At 69.0% G+C, this 15549-nt stretch carries 15 protein-coding genes and 2 pseudogenes; 10 read left to right on the top strand and 7 right to left on the bottom strand.

The window, feature by feature from the left end; translation table 11 throughout:
• Positions 1-48: 48 nt before the first annotated feature.
• The 4 genes from ABZY44_RS11830 to ABZY44_RS11845 form a co-directional block, all read right to left on the bottom strand.
• Positions 49-426, bottom strand: a complete 378-nt coding sequence (locus ABZY44_RS11830) for a toxin Doc (RefSeq protein ID WP_356652517.1) — start codon at positions 424-426, stop codon at positions 49-51.
• A gap of 3 nt (positions 427-429) precedes the next feature.
• Positions 430-675 (bottom strand): antitoxin MazE7, encoded by a 246-nt coding sequence (locus ABZY44_RS11835; protein WP_356652519.1) that lies wholly within the window; start codon positions 673-675, stop codon positions 430-432.
• Positions 676-919: 244 nt separating this feature from the next.
• Complete coding sequence (locus tag ABZY44_RS11840) at positions 920-1402, bottom strand: SPW repeat protein (RefSeq protein WP_356652521.1); 483 nt, start codon at positions 1400-1402, stop codon at positions 920-922.
• A gap of 267 nt (positions 1403-1669) precedes the next feature.
• Entirely contained in the window at positions 1670-2014 is a 345-nt protein-coding gene (locus ABZY44_RS11845; protein WP_356652523.1) for a DUF5133 domain-containing protein, read from the bottom strand.
• 123 nt (positions 2015-2137) lie between these two features.
• Between ABZY44_RS11845 and ABZY44_RS11850 the strand changes: the two genes are divergently transcribed.
• Together ABZY44_RS11850 and ABZY44_RS11855 are read left to right on the top strand one after the other, a co-directional pair.
• Entirely contained in the window at positions 2138-2695 is a 558-nt protein-coding gene (locus ABZY44_RS11850) for a hypothetical protein (protein WP_356652525.1), read from the top strand.
• A gap of 165 nt (positions 2696-2860) precedes the next feature.
• Positions 2861-2997 (top strand): annotated as a pseudogene (locus tag ABZY44_RS11855) (transcriptional regulator); the annotation flags it as partial.
• A 26-nt stretch (positions 2998-3023) separates the two neighbouring features.
• Here ABZY44_RS11855 and ABZY44_RS11860 read toward each other — a convergent pair.
• Positions 3024-4163: a helix-turn-helix domain-containing protein gene (locus tag ABZY44_RS11860; protein ID WP_356652526.1), complete on the bottom strand. Its 1140-nt coding sequence runs from the start codon at positions 4161-4163 to the stop codon at positions 3024-3026.
• A gap of 87 nt (positions 4164-4250) precedes the next feature.
• Between ABZY44_RS11860 and ABZY44_RS11865 the strand changes: the two genes are divergently transcribed.
• Entirely contained in the window at positions 4251-5306 is a 1056-nt protein-coding gene (locus tag ABZY44_RS11865; RefSeq protein WP_356652528.1) for a ferredoxin reductase, read from the top strand.
• Between the two features lie 7 nt (positions 5307-5313).
• Entirely contained in the window at positions 5314-6432 is a 1119-nt protein-coding gene (locus tag ABZY44_RS11870; RefSeq protein ID WP_356652531.1) for an acyl-CoA desaturase, read from the top strand.
• 226 nt (positions 6433-6658) lie between these two features.
• On the opposite strand, the pseudogene ABZY44_RS11875 reads toward ABZY44_RS11870, so the two are convergent.
• Positions 6659-6898: pseudogene (locus ABZY44_RS11875) on the bottom strand (transposase); the annotation flags it as partial.
• Between the two features lie 40 nt (positions 6899-6938).
• Positions 6939-7619, bottom strand: a complete 681-nt coding sequence (locus tag ABZY44_RS11880) for a nitroreductase family protein (protein ID WP_356652533.1) — start codon at positions 7617-7619, stop codon at positions 6939-6941.
• A 68-nt stretch (positions 7620-7687) separates the two neighbouring features.
• Between ABZY44_RS11880 and ABZY44_RS11885 the strand changes: the two genes are divergently transcribed.
• From ABZY44_RS11885 to ABZY44_RS11910, 6 genes are all read left to right on the top strand, one after another.
• Positions 7688-8089 carry a helix-turn-helix domain-containing protein gene (locus ABZY44_RS11885; protein WP_356652535.1) on the top strand — a complete coding sequence of 134 codons (402 nt, stop codon included), beginning with the start codon at positions 7688-7690 and terminating at the stop codon, positions 8087-8089.
• Between the two features lie 624 nt (positions 8090-8713).
• Entirely contained in the window at positions 8714-9055 is a 342-nt protein-coding gene (locus tag ABZY44_RS11890; RefSeq protein WP_356652538.1) for a HopJ type III effector protein, read from the top strand.
• Positions 9056-9351: 296 nt separating this feature from the next.
• Entirely contained in the window at positions 9352-10605 is a 1254-nt protein-coding gene (locus tag ABZY44_RS11895) for a DUF2716 domain-containing protein (RefSeq protein ID WP_356652540.1), read from the top strand.
• 540 nt (positions 10606-11145) lie between these two features.
• The gene (locus ABZY44_RS11900; protein ID WP_356652542.1) at positions 11146-12297 is read left to right on the top strand and encodes a S8 family serine peptidase; all 1152 of its coding nucleotides are present in this window, start codon (positions 11146-11148) and stop codon (positions 12295-12297) included.
• Between the two features lie 1331 nt (positions 12298-13628).
• A complete protein-coding gene (locus tag ABZY44_RS11905) occupies positions 13629-14432 on the top strand; it encodes an SGNH/GDSL hydrolase family protein (RefSeq protein WP_356652544.1) in 804 nt (267 codons plus the stop codon).
• Positions 14433-14564: 132 nt separating this feature from the next.
• Positions 14565-15140, top strand: coding sequence for a hypothetical protein (locus ABZY44_RS11910; RefSeq protein ID WP_356652546.1), 576 nt, complete (start codon positions 14565-14567; stop codon positions 15138-15140).
• Positions 15141-15549: the final 409 nt, after the last annotated feature.

The following is a 15549-nucleotide window of genomic DNA, read 5'->3' on the forward strand; positions in this document are numbered from 1 at the left end:
GGCTCTCAGATACGCGGCTGGACGCGCGTGAAGTCGGCAGGCGGCCGATCAGGAACTGAGCAGGGAGCGGAGCCGGCCGGCGACCTCGAAGACATTCAGACGTAGTGCTCGGATGTCGGTGATGAGGTCACGCCAGGGTTCGAAGGTGTCGTCCACGGTTTTACCGGAGGCTCGGATGTAGGCGACGGCGACGCCGTAGCCGAAGTATTCGTTGCGGGCCGGGAGCGGGCGCAGGAGGACGATCTGTTCCAGGAGGGCTGCGGCCCGCCAGTAGGCATCGGGTTCGTCGGTGGCCAGTGCCGGGGTGTTCACGCGGTGGCGGGCGACTGCGGCGACGAGGCCCGAGTAGTCCAGGACTCCGAGGTCCTTGCCGAGGAGTTCCTCCTGTCGGTCCAGGAGCCAGCGGATGTCGATGTGCAGGTTCAAGGGTCAGGCCGCCCGGCGCGTGTTCGGGGAGGACGGGAGTCCGCCGAACTCGGCGTCGAAGGCCTCGGCGATGCCCGGCCTGCTCACGGCTTCTCGGAAGGCTACGGTCGCGCCTCCGAGGGCGAGCTGGTTCTCTTCTTCGATGGCCAGTTCCGCCAGGTAGGCGCGCACGCTCTTACCGTGGGCTGCGGCGACAGCGGCGAAGCGGTCTCGGGTCTCGGCGTCGATCTTCACGGTTGTATCTGCCATGACCCGAGTATGCACTGGCGCATACCTTTGTGAATACCTTTGCGGAACATCAGGGCACCCGGGCCGGGGCTCGGGTCAGGAGGCGTTCCTCAGCGCGTCGGTGAGGTCCTCGCGGTTCATGCGGGAGTCGGGAGCAACCGGGGAAGTCAGCGACTGCGGCCGTTCCGGCCTGCGGCGGGCCAAGCATGACGCGGCCCCCACCGCCAAGCGAGATCTCCCGGCGGGGGCCACAGGGTCAGGCGGGTCAGCGGTCGCCGGGCATGGTGCGCGGCGCGCGTGCAGCGGAGCGCTCTCGAGAGGTGTCCGTGCGGTCGCGGGCGCCTGAGGCGGCCGCCATGGCGAGGAGCGTGGCGATGGCGCCGCTGATGAGGTTGCTGGTGATGGATCGGGTGTGGGCGACGTCGCCGGCGACGACCCAGGGCGCGATGCACGTCCAGATGCCGATGGCCGCCGCGGCCCATGCCATGGAGTGGGTGCGTTCGTAGGAATTGCCGAGACCACCCAGGAGCAGCGCGTAGCCGATTCCGGCGATGAGGTTGGTGACGGCGAGGGTGCCGAAGCCGCTGAATCCGACTATCCAGGGCGACGCCGCGATGTAGAGGCCGGTGAGAAGAGCGAGGGCCTCGATCATCTGTGCCCGCGGTGTCGCGGCAGCGCGGTCGTGTCGGGCGCGCAGTTCCATCAGGTCCGGGTGCTCCTCGATGGGTGCGCGGTAGCTAGACGCCATGATGACCTCCAGAGAAACGGGTACTAGCCACCATCTACCCCATAAAACCGACATAAACGGCATGGGTCGAAGTCGGGTGTCGGCGTGGGGATGGGCGCGGGGCGACGCCGTACGACAGCTGCCGGCGTTCGCGCGCTGGAACCCGATCAGGCGGACACGACCGGAACTGGGGTGGGGTCGGCCGTGGCTCGAAAGATTCGACGGGGCAGCCGCCTTGACCGCACGCTTCCTGGAGGAGAGGGGCCGGTCAGCGAGGGTGGGGGCTCCCTAGCCGGGCGACGCCGGGAGGCGGTGCGCGGCGACGTGTTCTTCGGCCGCTTTCAGGGCGGCGTACGTGCCGCGCTGCCCCATCAGGACACACAGCGTGTACGCGGCGTCGTCCAGCGCGGCACGGGCGGCCGGATCATCGGGCGCCGCCAACGTGCGGCGGCGGGCAGCACGCAGGTGGCTGAGGTGCTGGCGCACGGTGAAGGGGTGGGGCAGGAGCTGTGACGCTGTGGGGCACACCGGCGCGGGCCGGGACTGTGCCTGGTCGATGGCCCGGCGCAGCGCCTGCTCTGCGGCGGGCATGACGAGCCGTCCGGGCCGCAGCGCGGTGGCGGCTTCCGCCATGTCCGTCCGGGGTACCGGCCGCGGCCAACCGGGCCCGTGCAGGGAGGACCGGCGAACCCGGTCGTGCCGGCGGGCCCGGAACCGACCGGAGGTGCCGAGCAGCCGATGTGATAGCAACTGAGAGTGACCTACATCGCCGACCTCAGCCCCTACACGTACTTCGACGAGGACACCGTCCGCGTCGACGAGTGCATCGTGACGTTCACACCTCGCTATCCACGTATCGCGGTCGGGTGGCTGGCCAGGGACCGGGAGTTCAGCCGTGGGACGACGCCGGCCGGGTTCGTGGAGGCCCTGGTCCGGATCTACGACGGGCACCGAGCCAACGGCACGCGCGGGTTTCACCTGTGCGCATTCTGCCCCGCTCCCGCACCGTTCGACGGGATGCCCCAGACGGTCTGCGGAGATCAAGCTCTGCACCTCGGCAGCGCCGAGATCCGCGTACCTGTGCCACAGGCCCCCAGGCACATGTTCGCGGCCCCCGACCTGCTCCTCCACTACGTGATCGAGCACGACTACCTGCCGCCCGAGACGTTCGTCGACGCCGTGATGACGTACGACGACTCCTGGGCCGAACTGCGTGTCGGACTCTGGTTCCCAGCCGGCGCCCGCATCCTGACAGGGAACGGCAGGATGGCCGAACTGACTCCCCACGGTGCCAAACGCCTTCGCAAGCGCTGACCGCGTAGCACCTCGCCGGACGCCACACCACGCCCGCCGGCTCAGGGGCCGGGGAGTGACCGGGCCCGGCCCGGTGATGGGCCGGCCGCCTCCGTTTGCCATGTCGAGGCGGCTGAGGGTTTCGACGTCGTGGTCGACGGCGGCGGCGACCTGGTCCTCGTCGGTGACGCCGCAGACTATTTGCCCGCCCCCGCCGCCGCACCACCCGGCAGTGGACCGCGCACCGCAGCCTGCAATGGACCCCGGACGCGCTCACCGCAGGGCCCGCCTTCGTCCGCAACGGCCGCATGGACCTCCTCGCCACCCACGTGGACGCTCGAAGAACGCGTCAGCTGGCCCGAAGACCGACCGCGAGCGTCAGTTCGAGGACCCGGTGCGGCGACTCGAGATCCGGAAACAGCTCCCGGAGCTGCGACATCCGGTACCGGACGGTCTGGGGATGGACGAACAGCGCCGCCGCCACCTCGTTCCGTCTGCCGTGGTGCAGGAGCCACGCCCGCAACGTCTCCTCCAGCCGCCGCGCGGTCGCGACGGGCAAGGTCAGCAACGGTGCGAGGGCTCGGGCACGCAGGTCTGCGAACGCGTCCACGTCGGCGCTCAGCACCAGCTCGGGCAGGTGATCCTCGGTGTCGCGGATATCGGAGGAGAGCGAGCGCGCACGGACGGCTCGTGCGTACGAGGCGGACGCACGGGTCCATGGCCGGGACGGGCCGACCACGGCGGTACGGTCGGTCAGCTGTCTGAGGAGATGTGATCGGTCGGCGTCGGGGACGAACAGTACGCCGAGGGCGTCCGGCAGATCGTCGAGGACGAGGGTTCCCGGGTCGAGCACGCGGTTGGCGGGCCGGGCCTGGGCTGCGGGCAGCAGGACCGCGGTCAGCGAAACCGGAGGCTGCCACCCGGCCCGTTGAACGGAGGCCCGCAGCACGTCCGGGCTCGCGTCGGCGAGGAGGTCGCGGACCAGTTGTTCCAGGTGGCGCTCATGAGCCCGGCCCCGGGCGGCCAGTTCGTCGGCGTGGCCCGCGGCGCTCGCGGCGGAGAGCTCGTCGATGTAGGCGAAGGTCAGTTCGGCGAATTTGGCGACCTCGGCGGCGGGCAGACCTGCGGGTACGGCACCCGCGGCCAGGCATCGCCAGGCGACGCGGGCGCCGACGCGGTAGGCGCTGAGCAGGGCGTCCATCGAGCGGCCGTCGCGCACCTCGCCGCGGCCCAGCTCGTAGGCTGCGTCACCGCCGTCGCCGCCCGTGGCGTTCCCGCTCGCGAGGTCCAGGTAGTGCGCCAGGGCGGTGCGGACGGCTCGGCGGATGGTGCCGCCCATGCGGCCCGAAAGGGCGTTGGCGTAGGAGGGGACCTCGTCGATGATCGCCTGGACGACCTCGTCGGCGGTGGTCTTCAGCTCGGCCCGAAGTGCGGTGACCGTTGTCTCATCCAGGGCCAGTTCGGTGGCCCGCTGGATCGCATGGTTCATGTTTTTGTTCCCTGCAGACAATTCAGCCGACCAGTTTCACGTCCTGCGGACAGGACTTTACGCCCTGAGGCGCATCAAGCTGTAGTCATGACGAGTGCAGCCCTCCGCAGTGGGGCGTGGAAACTGCTGGAGATGGTCACGACGCCGCTGCTGCCGTCGGACTACCTCGATCTGGTCAGCCCGCTGCGTGCGGGCGCTGACCTGCGTGGGCGCATCGAGGCCGTGCACCCCGAGACGGGTGACGCCGCGACCCTCGTGATCAGGCCGGGACGGGGCTGGCGCGGTCACCGAGCCGGTCAGTACGTGCGGATCGGTGTCGACGTCGACGGGGTGCGCCTGTGGCGCGCCTACTCGCTCACCTCGCCGACGAACCGCCAGGACGGCCGCGTCACGATCACCGTGAAGGCGATCCCGGACGGCAAGGTCAGCAATCACCTCGTCCGCAGGGCGAAACCGGGCACGCTGATCCAGCTCGACCAGGCGACCGGTGACTTCGTACTGCCGGAGGCCAAGCCCGCCAAGGTGCTCTACCTGACGGCCGGCAGCGGCATCACGCCGGTGATGGGCATGCTGCGCGACATCGAGTTCGACGACGTCGTCATGGTCCACTCGGCGCCACAGCCGCAAGACGTGATCTTCCGGAACGATCTGCACGACCTGGTCGCGGACAAGAAGCTGCGTCTCACCGAGCTGCACACCGACACGGACGGCATGCTCGACGTCACCCGTCTCGACGAACTCGTGCCCGACTGGGCCGAGCGCGAGACATGGGCGTGCGGGCCCGCGGGCCTGCTCGACGCCGCCGAACAGCACTGGACCGAGCACGGCGTCCAGGAGCGCCTGCACACCGAACGCTTCCGCCCGAGCATCGTCGTCGCCGGCGACGGGGGCGAGGTCACGTTCAGCACCACCGGCAAGACCGTCGACGCGGACGGCTCCACGCCGTTGCTGGACGTCGGCGAGGAGGCTGGCGTGCTCATGCCGTCCGGGTGCCGCATGGGCATCTGCTTCGGCTGTGTCACGCCGCTCAAGGCAGGAGCCGTCCGCGACTTGCGCACCGGTGAGATCACCGAAGCCGAGCCGGGCGTCCTCATCCAGACCTGCGTGTCCGCCGCGGCGGGCCCCTGCGACATCGAACGGTAGGAGCACCTTGACCGCCATCGACCCCACCGCACACCTGACCGCGGAGCAGATCGAGGAGCTCGGCCGCGAGCTGGACGCGATCCGCGACGAGGTGATCGCCGCCCGCGGCGCGGACGACGCCGCCTACATCCGCAGGGTGATCGCGGCGCAGCGCAGACTCGAGCTGGTCAGCAGGGGCGTGCTGCTGTTCTCGATCTTCCCGCCCGCATGGGTGATCGGCACCGCGGGTCTGTCCGTGGCGAAGATCATGGACAACATGGAGATCGGCCACAACATCCTGCACGGCCAGTGGGACTGGATGCGGGACCCGAAGATCCACTCCACCACCTGGGACTGGGACCATGTCTCGCCGGCCGAGCAGTGGAAGCACTCGCACAACGAGCTGCACCACACGTACACCAACGTGATCGGCAAGGACAACGACCTCGGCTACGGCATCATGCGCGTCGACGAGGATCAGAAATGGCACCCGTTCCACCTCGGCCAGCCACTGTGGAACTTCATCAACGCCTGCTTCTTCGAGTACGGCATCGCGGCGTACGACCTGGAGCTCGCCAAGAACCTGCACAAGCGCCGCCGCAACAATCCGGACTTCCGCGCGCGGGCCAGGGACGTGGGCCGAAAGATCCGCAAGCAGGTGCTCAAGGACTACGTGATCCACCCGCTGCTGTCGGGCCCGTCGTTCCTCACCACGCTCGCCGCCACGTTCACCGCGAACCTGGTCCGCAACATCTGGTCCCACTCGGTGATCATGTGCGGGCACTTCCCCGAGGGCGTACAGGTCTTCGAGCGCCGGTCGATCGAAGGCGAAACGCGCGGCCAGTGGTACCTGCGCCAGATGATGGGCTCGGCGAACATCAGCGGCAGCAAGGCCATGCACTTCATGACCGGCAACCTGTCGCACCAGATCGAGCACCACCTGTTCCCTGACCTCCCGAGCAACCGGTACGCCGAGGTCGCGCTGAAGGTGCGCGCCTTGTTCGAGAAGTACGAGCTGGAGTACGTCACCGGACCGCTGCCCAAGCAGGTGTACTCCGCGTGGCGCAAGGTCTTCCGGCTCTCGCTGCCGAACAAGCAGCCCAAGGTCAAGACGCCGGACCGCGAGAAGGAGCTCGTCGCGGCCTGAGACGGCCCATGCCGTGCCCGTGCCTGTGCCCGTGCCCGGCGCCGTCAGTGCGGCACGGCGCTCAGGATTGAGCTTGTCCCGCCGTGTGGTGGTATCGGTGATCCATACGCCGTCCCGCCGTCGACCGCGACCTGTTCGCCGGCGGGCGTCTGCCGATCAGCCGGGCTGTCTTCCGGCAGGTCACCTCCTACCGGTTCGCGCCGACGGTGGTGCGGCCTGTCTCATACGCCTTCGAGCACTCCGAAAAGCGCCGACGGGCGGCCGCACCGGCGGGCCCGGACAACGCTGCGCGCAGATGCTGCCAGGTGCAGCCCGAGGTGACGACGAACACGATCGCCGCCAGCACTTCCCGATCGCCGTACCGACGCCGGCCACCGTCCTGAGGCTGCGACGGCGCCTCGGGCACCACCCGCTGGAACAAGTCCCACAACGCATCGGGCACCAGCTGCTCAGCGATCCCCACCAGGAACGCCGGCCCACCCGACCGTCCCCATGAGAGGGGCGTCTCATGTCCGGCGTGTGGCATTCCCCGTGTCGCGGAGCCGCCCGTACGATCCGCGAAAGACGTTGCGCTCCAAGGCACGCCGGCCTGGATGGCGCCGTTCCTCCGCCGGGTAGCCGACCGAGACCAACAGGGCGACGGCCAGATCGTCACGGCCGTCGATCCCGATCACCTTCTTCACCTTGGCCTCGTCCCAGCCGTTCATGGGCGAGGTCGCCAGACCCATCTCCGTAGCAGCGAGCATCAGGAATGAGGCCGCGATCACGGCGTCCTTGACCGCGTACTCCCGAAGCAGACCGCGCCGATCGAGATCCTCCTGGAAGGCGCTCGACGCGGCGGAGAACCTCGCGATGAACTCGTCGTTCCATGCTCCCCCGCGCCGCGCCTGCTCATAGACGTCGCTGTGGTCTTCACGCCAGGACTGCGGCTCGGCGACGAAGACCAGTACGACGGGGGCCTCTTGGGGCTGGGGCTGGCCTCCGGTAGCCCATGCCAGCCCCGCACGGCCCGCTTCTCCGGACACCACGACGATCGACCGGTCCTGGAGGTTCCAACTGGTGGGCGCCTCCACCGCGAGATCAAGGAGTGCTTTGAGCGTGCTCGGCGGAATCGGATCGGGCCGGTAGTGGCGGACGGTGCGGCGGGTGCGGATCGCTTCAGCGACGGACATCGTGTGGCTCGTCATGTAACTCACTATTGGAGAGCGACTCTCCGTAGGGAAGAGGGCACCTTTTCGTGCGCTACTCTCCCGGCATGAAGACCACGGTGGAAGCATCCGGACTGCCTGCCGACGCCTACTCCGCAAAGTGCCCGACGCGCCAGGTCCTCGACCACATTTCCGGCAAGTGGACGATCCTCGTCGTGGACGCGCTCCTCGAAGGAACTCTGCGCTACACCGACTTGAAGCGGCGCATCGAGGGTGTCTCACAGAAGATGCTCACGCAGACGCTGCGCGGCCTGGAGGCCGACGGGTTCGTCACCCGCACCGTGTACCCCACCATCCCGCCCCGGGTCGAATACGACCTGACGGACCTCGGCCGCAGTCTGGCCGAGCCGATCTCTGCGCTCCGCCAATGGACCGAAACCCACATCAACGAGATCGAGCGGGCACGGGCTCGGGCCCGGAGCACCTCGAAGGCGGCGGAAGCCACCTGAGCAGTTGCATCGAATGCAACGGAGCATGACCCCGCCGGGGAGCCAGCCCTTTCGTCGACTCTCCCCCTTTGACCAGGCACGTCATGCTGGGTGCGCGCCCCCCTACTTGACGGCGTTCCGCCAGGTGATGGCCTGCCTGAAGCCGTCGGCGATGAGCCGCGCGTTCGCCGCGGTGATGTGTGTCGGCGCCGCGACCACTACCACCACAACGAGACTCACCAGGTGCGCCCCGTCGGGACCGGTCCGGTGGACCACCGGCCTTGAGGCGGGGGCGGACCTCCCCGGACGATGGCATGCCTCTCGCGTGGACGATGGCATGCCTCTCGCGTGTTGGTCGGCACACCGCCGCCTGGTCGGCCAGGGCGACGCGACGGTTTCGGGAGACGGCGCTGCGGTGACGCTCCTGGAGCCGCGCACCGGAAGCGGGCCCGCAGGCAACCCGAAGGTGCGAGGCACATCATTCGGCGGCCGGACGGGCCATACAAGCTCCTCTTTGTAAGCTGCGGAGATGTGGTCCGTTCGAGGTGTGGGACGGTTTCTGCGTGCCGCCGTCGAGGCGGGTATGTTCGTCCGATCACGGACGGCAAGCGGATCGTCTGTCCAACCCACCCAAGAGGACCCGACATGACTGATCTGGACTCGCTCCGGGCAAGCCTCGCGTCAGGTGAGCACGAGTTCGCCGGCACCTTGGCCTTCATCGCATCGCACTACGAGTATCAGCCGCAGGCGTTCCGCAACGGGGAACTGGACAATGCCGCGGGTGAGAACGAGGGCTCCTGCAAGACGCTGGGACTTGCCCTGCTGGAGGGGTTGAGCGACCAGGAGGCACTGCTGGCATTCGGCGAGCACTACCGCAGCGTGGTGGCGACGCCGAACGGCGCCGATCACGGCAACATTCGCAGCCTGGTGGCTCACGGCCTGGCAGGGGTGAGCTTCGCCGGGCACCCGTTGACCCGCAGGAGCTGACCCCGGCGCCGCACCGAGGGTCTGGCATATGTGGGAGATCGCCACGCCTCTCCGGCTATGCCCCCGGTCGCCGGCGTTCCCCTGATGTGGCGCGGGTGTGGCCGTGGCGTCGCGGGGCGCTGGGCGGCCGATCAGTCACAGCCACACCTGTTGGGCGAGGTGGTTGGCCCGCGACGCCGGGAGTGGATCAGACCCGCCGGTACCGCCGCGTGCATGGCTGCACAATTGCGCGGCTGGCGAAGTTGCTTCTGGACCCTGCCACCGGGTCGTCCCCCGACCCGCCTAAGCTCCCGATCATGGTTGTCGATGCGCGGTGGGCGCAATGGAACGGGCTGCGGGGGCGCATGCCAGCATGGAGCCCGGTGGGGGTGGTGGTCGAGGTCGACGGGCCGGTCGCGCGCCGTCACTACGGGACCCGCGGGACCGTCGAGCACGCTCCCCTCGCGCTGGGCACCGACCTCGCCGTGCTGGTACGTCGGCAGCAGGAAGCCTTCGCGAAGCGTGGTGAGCCGGTGGAGTGGAAGGTCTACGCACACGATTCCCCTGATCTGGGTCCTGCACTGACGGCGGCGGGTTTCACCGCCGGCTGGGAGCGCTCCGTGCTGATCGCCACCACGTCGTCAGGAGTGGAGCGCGCGGACGTGCCGGAGCCTCGGGACGGTGTGCACAGTCTGTACCGGGTGCGGGGGCAGGCGGGTCGAACCTGGGCGGTGGCCGTCGACTCCCCTGGCCCGCACGCGATGCCGTACGCCGAGATGATCGCGGATGGCTCCTCGGACGAGGGGGACGTCGTGATCGAGGTTCTCCTGGACGACGGCGTGGTCACTGCGGTCGGCTGGGCTCACAGCGACGAACAGCCCTTCACCCTCGTCGGCGGCTTGACGAGTGACGACGAGGACTTCGTCCGGACCTGCACGGACCGGTGGCGCGAGCGGAGCCGGCTCGGTTGCCCTCTGCTCGCCGAGGCCCACGGTTCGCTGCGCGAGCAACTTCTGAAGGCCGGTTTCAGCGAGGCCACCACCGTCCGCTCCTACCACTGGAGTCCGCCTGCAACCCCGGAACCGAGCCGGCCCGCACAGTTCCTCGACTGGCTTCACGACGACGGGCCGCTGTGGGACCGCTTCTACGCGGACTTCGACTTCACGCCGAGCACCAGACCTGCGATCACCCAACCGTCCCCCTCTGCCGTCTGGGACCTGCACTCCCACCACCGGCTCGTGCCCGACCTCCCCGCAGCGCTCGACGCGATCGTCCGGCGCGGACTGGTCAGCGCCACCGAGCCCGGGGAGTTCGTGTACTGGCTGAACTGGCAGCACGACGGCTACCGTTACGACCCCCGCCGCGTCGGCATCCCCGGCCGGCCCCCGGTGCCGGGCCTCGGCACCTATCCCAACGGCGACTACCACCTCCACCTCACACATGACATGCGCCTGGGCACCTTCGGGCATCCTTGGGAGCAGACTCTGACCGTCTGGGGGACCCCGCTGCTCTCCGCCGTAGAGGCGGAACTGACCGACTTGCTTGGGGACTCGATCAGGCGCCGGGACTGACCGCGACGCAGGTCTGTCCTTCTGCTCCTCTCAGGCACGAGAACGACAGAGGGGCCTGGCGCGGCCTTCTCGCACCCGATGCGACGAGGCTGAGCGGCGTAGTCGGCCGGACGGGCCAAGGACGGCGCTCGGTCACCCCCGGATCAGGGTGGTCCGACGGTGGGCCCGCGGACAGGGTGGCCGTCCTGCGCCGGGTACGGCGTGGGGTCCCCGTCCTGGATGGCGTACCGCTGCCTGAGCGCACGGCCGTTGTCGACCATCTCGCGCGGCGCCGGCCCCACCCCTGGGTGAAGTCCCCTGCCATGCCGTCCCCTCCCCCGCCGACAACGCTTGATCTATGCGTGGCAACTACGCACGAGCGAAGCAGCAAAGAAGGCCAAGCCTCTCCCTGGCCGGGACATGCCCTTCAAGTAGCCGGGTGCTGCCTTGGATCGGCAGTGTGATGAGGTGGGTCCGCGCGAGATTGCAGCGCATGGATACAAAGGGGCGAAAATGCGGGGCACCATACATCGACATGGGTCGTGGCGAAGGGCGGCGGCTGTGATCGTCGCAGCGTGGACGGTCAGCGCCGGCACGGTGATGCCGGCGGCGGCCGATACCGACCCACGGGGCTACCTCACGAAGATGAAAGCCCAGGAGATGTGGAAGGTGGCGGACGGCACCGGCGTCACAGTGGCGGTCATCGACAGCGGCGTCACGGACCTTCCAGAGCTGAAGGGCCGAGTCCTTCCTGGCATTTCCTTCATGGAACCACCCTTCGAGCGCCCGGATATCACCTATCCGCCCCACGAGGATTTCGTCGGGCACGGGACCAGCATGACCGCGGGGATCGTCGGCGACGGCTCAGCAGGCGGCCCGCAGGGCCTCGCTCCCGGCGCCAAGGTCCTGCCCATCCGCACGAGCATCGGCACGCCCATGGCCTTTGCCGTAGGTCCCGAAGTGGCCAAGGGGCTTCGGTACGCGGCCGACAACGGAGCCAAAGTCATCAACATCTCCCTCGGGGTGACTCCGGGGTGGTCGATGGACAAGATCAGGCCGGCCGTCGAGTACGCCCAGAGCAAGGGTGCGCTCGTCTTCGCCGCCATGGGGAACGACGGGGAGGGCCACAACTTCAACAACCCTGTCGCCGCCCTGCCGGGAGTCATCGGCGTAGGAGCCGTCGACGACACCGCCAAGGCCATGCCGTTCACCTCCTACGGCCCCGACACGGACCTGTCCTCCGTCGGCGGCAAGGTCCAGATCCGCTGCACCGACAACAAGGGCTGGTGCGTGGGAGACGGAGGCACCTCGTACGCCACCAGTCTCGCCTCCGCCTCCGCCGCGCTCGTCTGGTCGGCCCACCCCGACTGGACCGCGAACCAGGTGGCCCGTGTCCTCATCCAGACGGCCGGCGCCCCAGTCGACGGCTCGAAGCGCAGCGACTACGTCGGGTACGGAGTCGCCCGCCCCCGCAAGGTTCTACTCGATCATGAGGGAGACCCGGGTGCGCCCGACACCGACCCCCTCGCCGTCCCAGCCCCCGCGAAGGCTCCCACCCCAAGCGCCGACCAGACAGCTGCGGTGCCGCACCAGGTGCAATCTGCGGATGCGGAATCCGGGAAGGCCTCCTGGATGTGGCCCGCACTCGGCGCCGTCGTCGCCGTAGGCCTCGGCCTCGGCATCCCGCTGTTCGTCAAGCGCCGTCGCCGCTGACCCGTCCGGGCTCGTCGCCCCGGCCGGCGACAAGCACTGTGCCTCGACACAGGCGTCCGCTCCAGAAAACCGGAGCGGCTCCGACGATCTCCTCCGCCGAGGACCTGGTGTGGCAGGGCAGATCCACGACCGGATAGTTTCCCACCCGCCCGTCCGACCATACGGCCCGGCCCCATCCCGCCTCCCGCACCGCGCGAATAGCCCGACCCGCTCGACCAGCCCCGGCCGGGCCGGGCCGGGCCGGGCCGGGCCGGAGTTTGCGTTCGCAGCCCTGAGCGCGCGGGCGGCGCGCTCTCCCATCCCATCCCTGACGCCTTCTCCGAACGGCGGGCGAGGGCCATCGGAGGCTCTGCGGGGAGGCGTCGGAGCGCCGGAGCGCACCAGTCCGTTCACTTCCCCGGCATCCGAGCCGGACCGACATCTACGCGCGAAGAAAATATGCCCGCATAGTGGACGACTGTCGTCCGAGGGCTACTCACGAGTACTCAGATGCTGCTAGAAGTGTCGGGCCCAACCAACACGCCCCCCACGCAGCGGATTTGAGGCTGATCGTCATGCTCTGGCGAAGACTCGGATCGTCCGTACCGATCGCCGCCACGATGGTCGCTCCGAGAGCCGGCATCACCCAGCCGGCTTCCACCATCAGCCACGGCCATGCCGCTCTCCACGACCCGCACCCCTCGCGCGTCGGTGCCGGGACCCACCCTTCGCAGTGGCCGGCTCGGCGGTCCGAACTCCTCCGCCACCCTCACCCGCGTCGGCCTGCCGACCTCGCTGTTCAGCAGGGCCAAGTCGGCGCCCCGGCGACCCGGCGGCTCGGCGGCCGAGGGCGCGACCATGGCCGCCGGCACCCGGCCGCCGGCGGTCGAACCCAAGACGGCTCGCGCATCCCCGCATACGGCAACGTACGTCCCCGGCGCGTCCCGACCACCCCCGGCACACCCGTCAACGGTCGCATCACGATCGGCCGGAGCAGGGAGTGGAGGCACGTCTCACGTGACGTCAGGTGGGTCGCGAGCCGGGATCCCCGCGGCGGAGGCACCCGCGGCACCCGCGGCACCGGGAGCACCGACGGCACCGGTCAACAGACCTGGCACTTCATCCCCTGCGGCGCTCGGCCTGCCAGCCTGCCCGGCTGACCGGCCGCCGCCCGTCCACCAGCCACGGCGCCGGTCGTCCGCCAGGACCCGGCGACGTTTGGGCTCGGCGTCCCAGCCGAGCGCACAGCAACAATCCGCCTCGCACGCCTATCGCGTGGCGGTCGCTCACTGCTAGAAGAGTGACGCTTCAACAACTCCTGTTCCCCACAACACTCCAAGGAGTTCACTGTCATGCCCACGACAATTTTCAGACGCGTCATGCCCGTCCTGCTGACCCTCGCAGCCGTGACCCTGGGACTCACCCAGCAGGCCTCGGCCGCCACGGCGGCCGGCGAGCGCTACGTCGCTCTCGGCGACTCCTACTCCTCAGGGGTCGGCGCCGGAAGCTACCTGTCCGACAGCGGCAGCTGCCAGCGCAGCAGCAAGGCCTACCCGTCCCTCTGGGCGGCGGCCAACGCCCCGGCCTCGTTCTCCTTCACCGCCTGTTCCGGAGCGACGACCAGTACGGTCAAGAGCGGCCAGCTGACCCCCCTCAACAGTTCCACCACGCTCGTGAGCATCACCGCCGGCGGCAACGACGTCGGGTTCGCGAACGTCATGCAGACCTGCGTCCTGCAGAGCGAGACCACCTGTGTCAACGCGGTGAACAACGCCATCTCGCAGATCAACAACACCCTGCCCGGGAGTCTCTCCTCCCTCTACGGCACCATCCACAGCAAGGCGCCGCAGGCTCACGTCGTCGTACTCGGCTACCCGCGCTTCTACCAGCTGAACGGCAGCTGCATCGCCGGCCTGAGCGAAACCGAGCGCGCGGCGATCAACCGGGGCAGCGACGCCCTCAACGGCATGCTCGCCAAGCAGGCCGCCAACGCCGGATTCTCGTACTCCAGCGTCGTGGACGAGTTCACGGGCCACGAGATCTGCTCGGCCAACGCCTGGCTGCACAGCGTCTCGGTGCCCGTCTCCAACAGCTACCACCCCACGGCCGCGGGCCACTCCGGCGGATACCTGCCGGCCTTCCGCTCGGCCGTGTGACCGCCCCCGGGCCGCATCCCGGGCCTTTCGCGTCCATGAGTCGACGCGGGTAGACCCCGAGTTCCACCGCACGGCACCTCGTACACCAGCGCACCCGTCCCCCCGCCGAAATCCGCACCAGGAGGAAAGCTCATGAAGCTCCCCGCGGCATCCCCAGGCAACCAGGCCGGCCCCTCGGCCACGAACCGCCCACGAGCAAACGTACTGCGCTCCGTCCTCACCGCCCTCGCCCTCGTACTCGGTGCGCTCTTCGCCCCCGGCGTCGGCGTCGTCGGCGGTGCCACCGCCGCCCACGCGGCCACGAAGATCAGCCACGCCACCGCGACCTCGATGTTCCGCAGCTCCGGGATCACCTGGTCGTCGTCCGGCGGCTGCTCGAACCGCAACAACGCTTCCTGTACGTCCTTCGACCAGCTCAACCTCGCCACGGCGCAGGGCGCCCAGACCCTCAAGAGCGCCAGCGGTTGCGCGCTGAACATCACGGGCGGCACCGAGACCGGTCACGCCGACGGGACCTACTCGCACTGGAACGGCTACAAGCTCGACTTCAGCAAGTACACGTGCCTCGGTAACTACATCAAGAACACGTTCAGTTACATCGGGTTGCGCGGTGACGGCGCCCCGCAGTGGAAGTCCGGAGCCGGCAACGTCTACGCCGACGAGGGCTCCCACTGGGACGTGACGTTCTACAACTGCGGCGGCTGCTGAGCCCGATCCCTCCGCGTGAAGGCGCGAGCGGTCTGTCCGGACCTCATGTCCGGACAGACCGCTCCGGACGTTCCCGCGCCTCGGGAAAACACGAAGGCCAGGGGGCGATCTCTCCTTGCCGCTAATGATTGCGATCGCCCCACAGTCCGTCCGGAACGATCCCACGCCGAGTACGCCGTCCCATAACGGAATCGAAGGTCCGAGAGGCTCGTGCTCCGTGAGCTCGGGGCCCGGGACCGTGCGGCGGTCATCGAGTTGTTCACTTCGCCCGAGGTGGGCACCTAGGGCCTGTGTGATGTCGTGATCAGCTTCTAAGTTCTTCCCCCTGCGCGGGGTGGAATCCGGTAGGACTGTGGTCGTGACGCGTAGGCAACTCACCAATGCTCAGTGGAAGTTCATCGAGCCGTAT

The organism is Streptomyces sp. NPDC006544 (assembly GCF_040611715.1).
GTDB lineage: Bacteria > Actinomycetota > Actinomycetes > Streptomycetales > Streptomycetaceae > Streptomyces.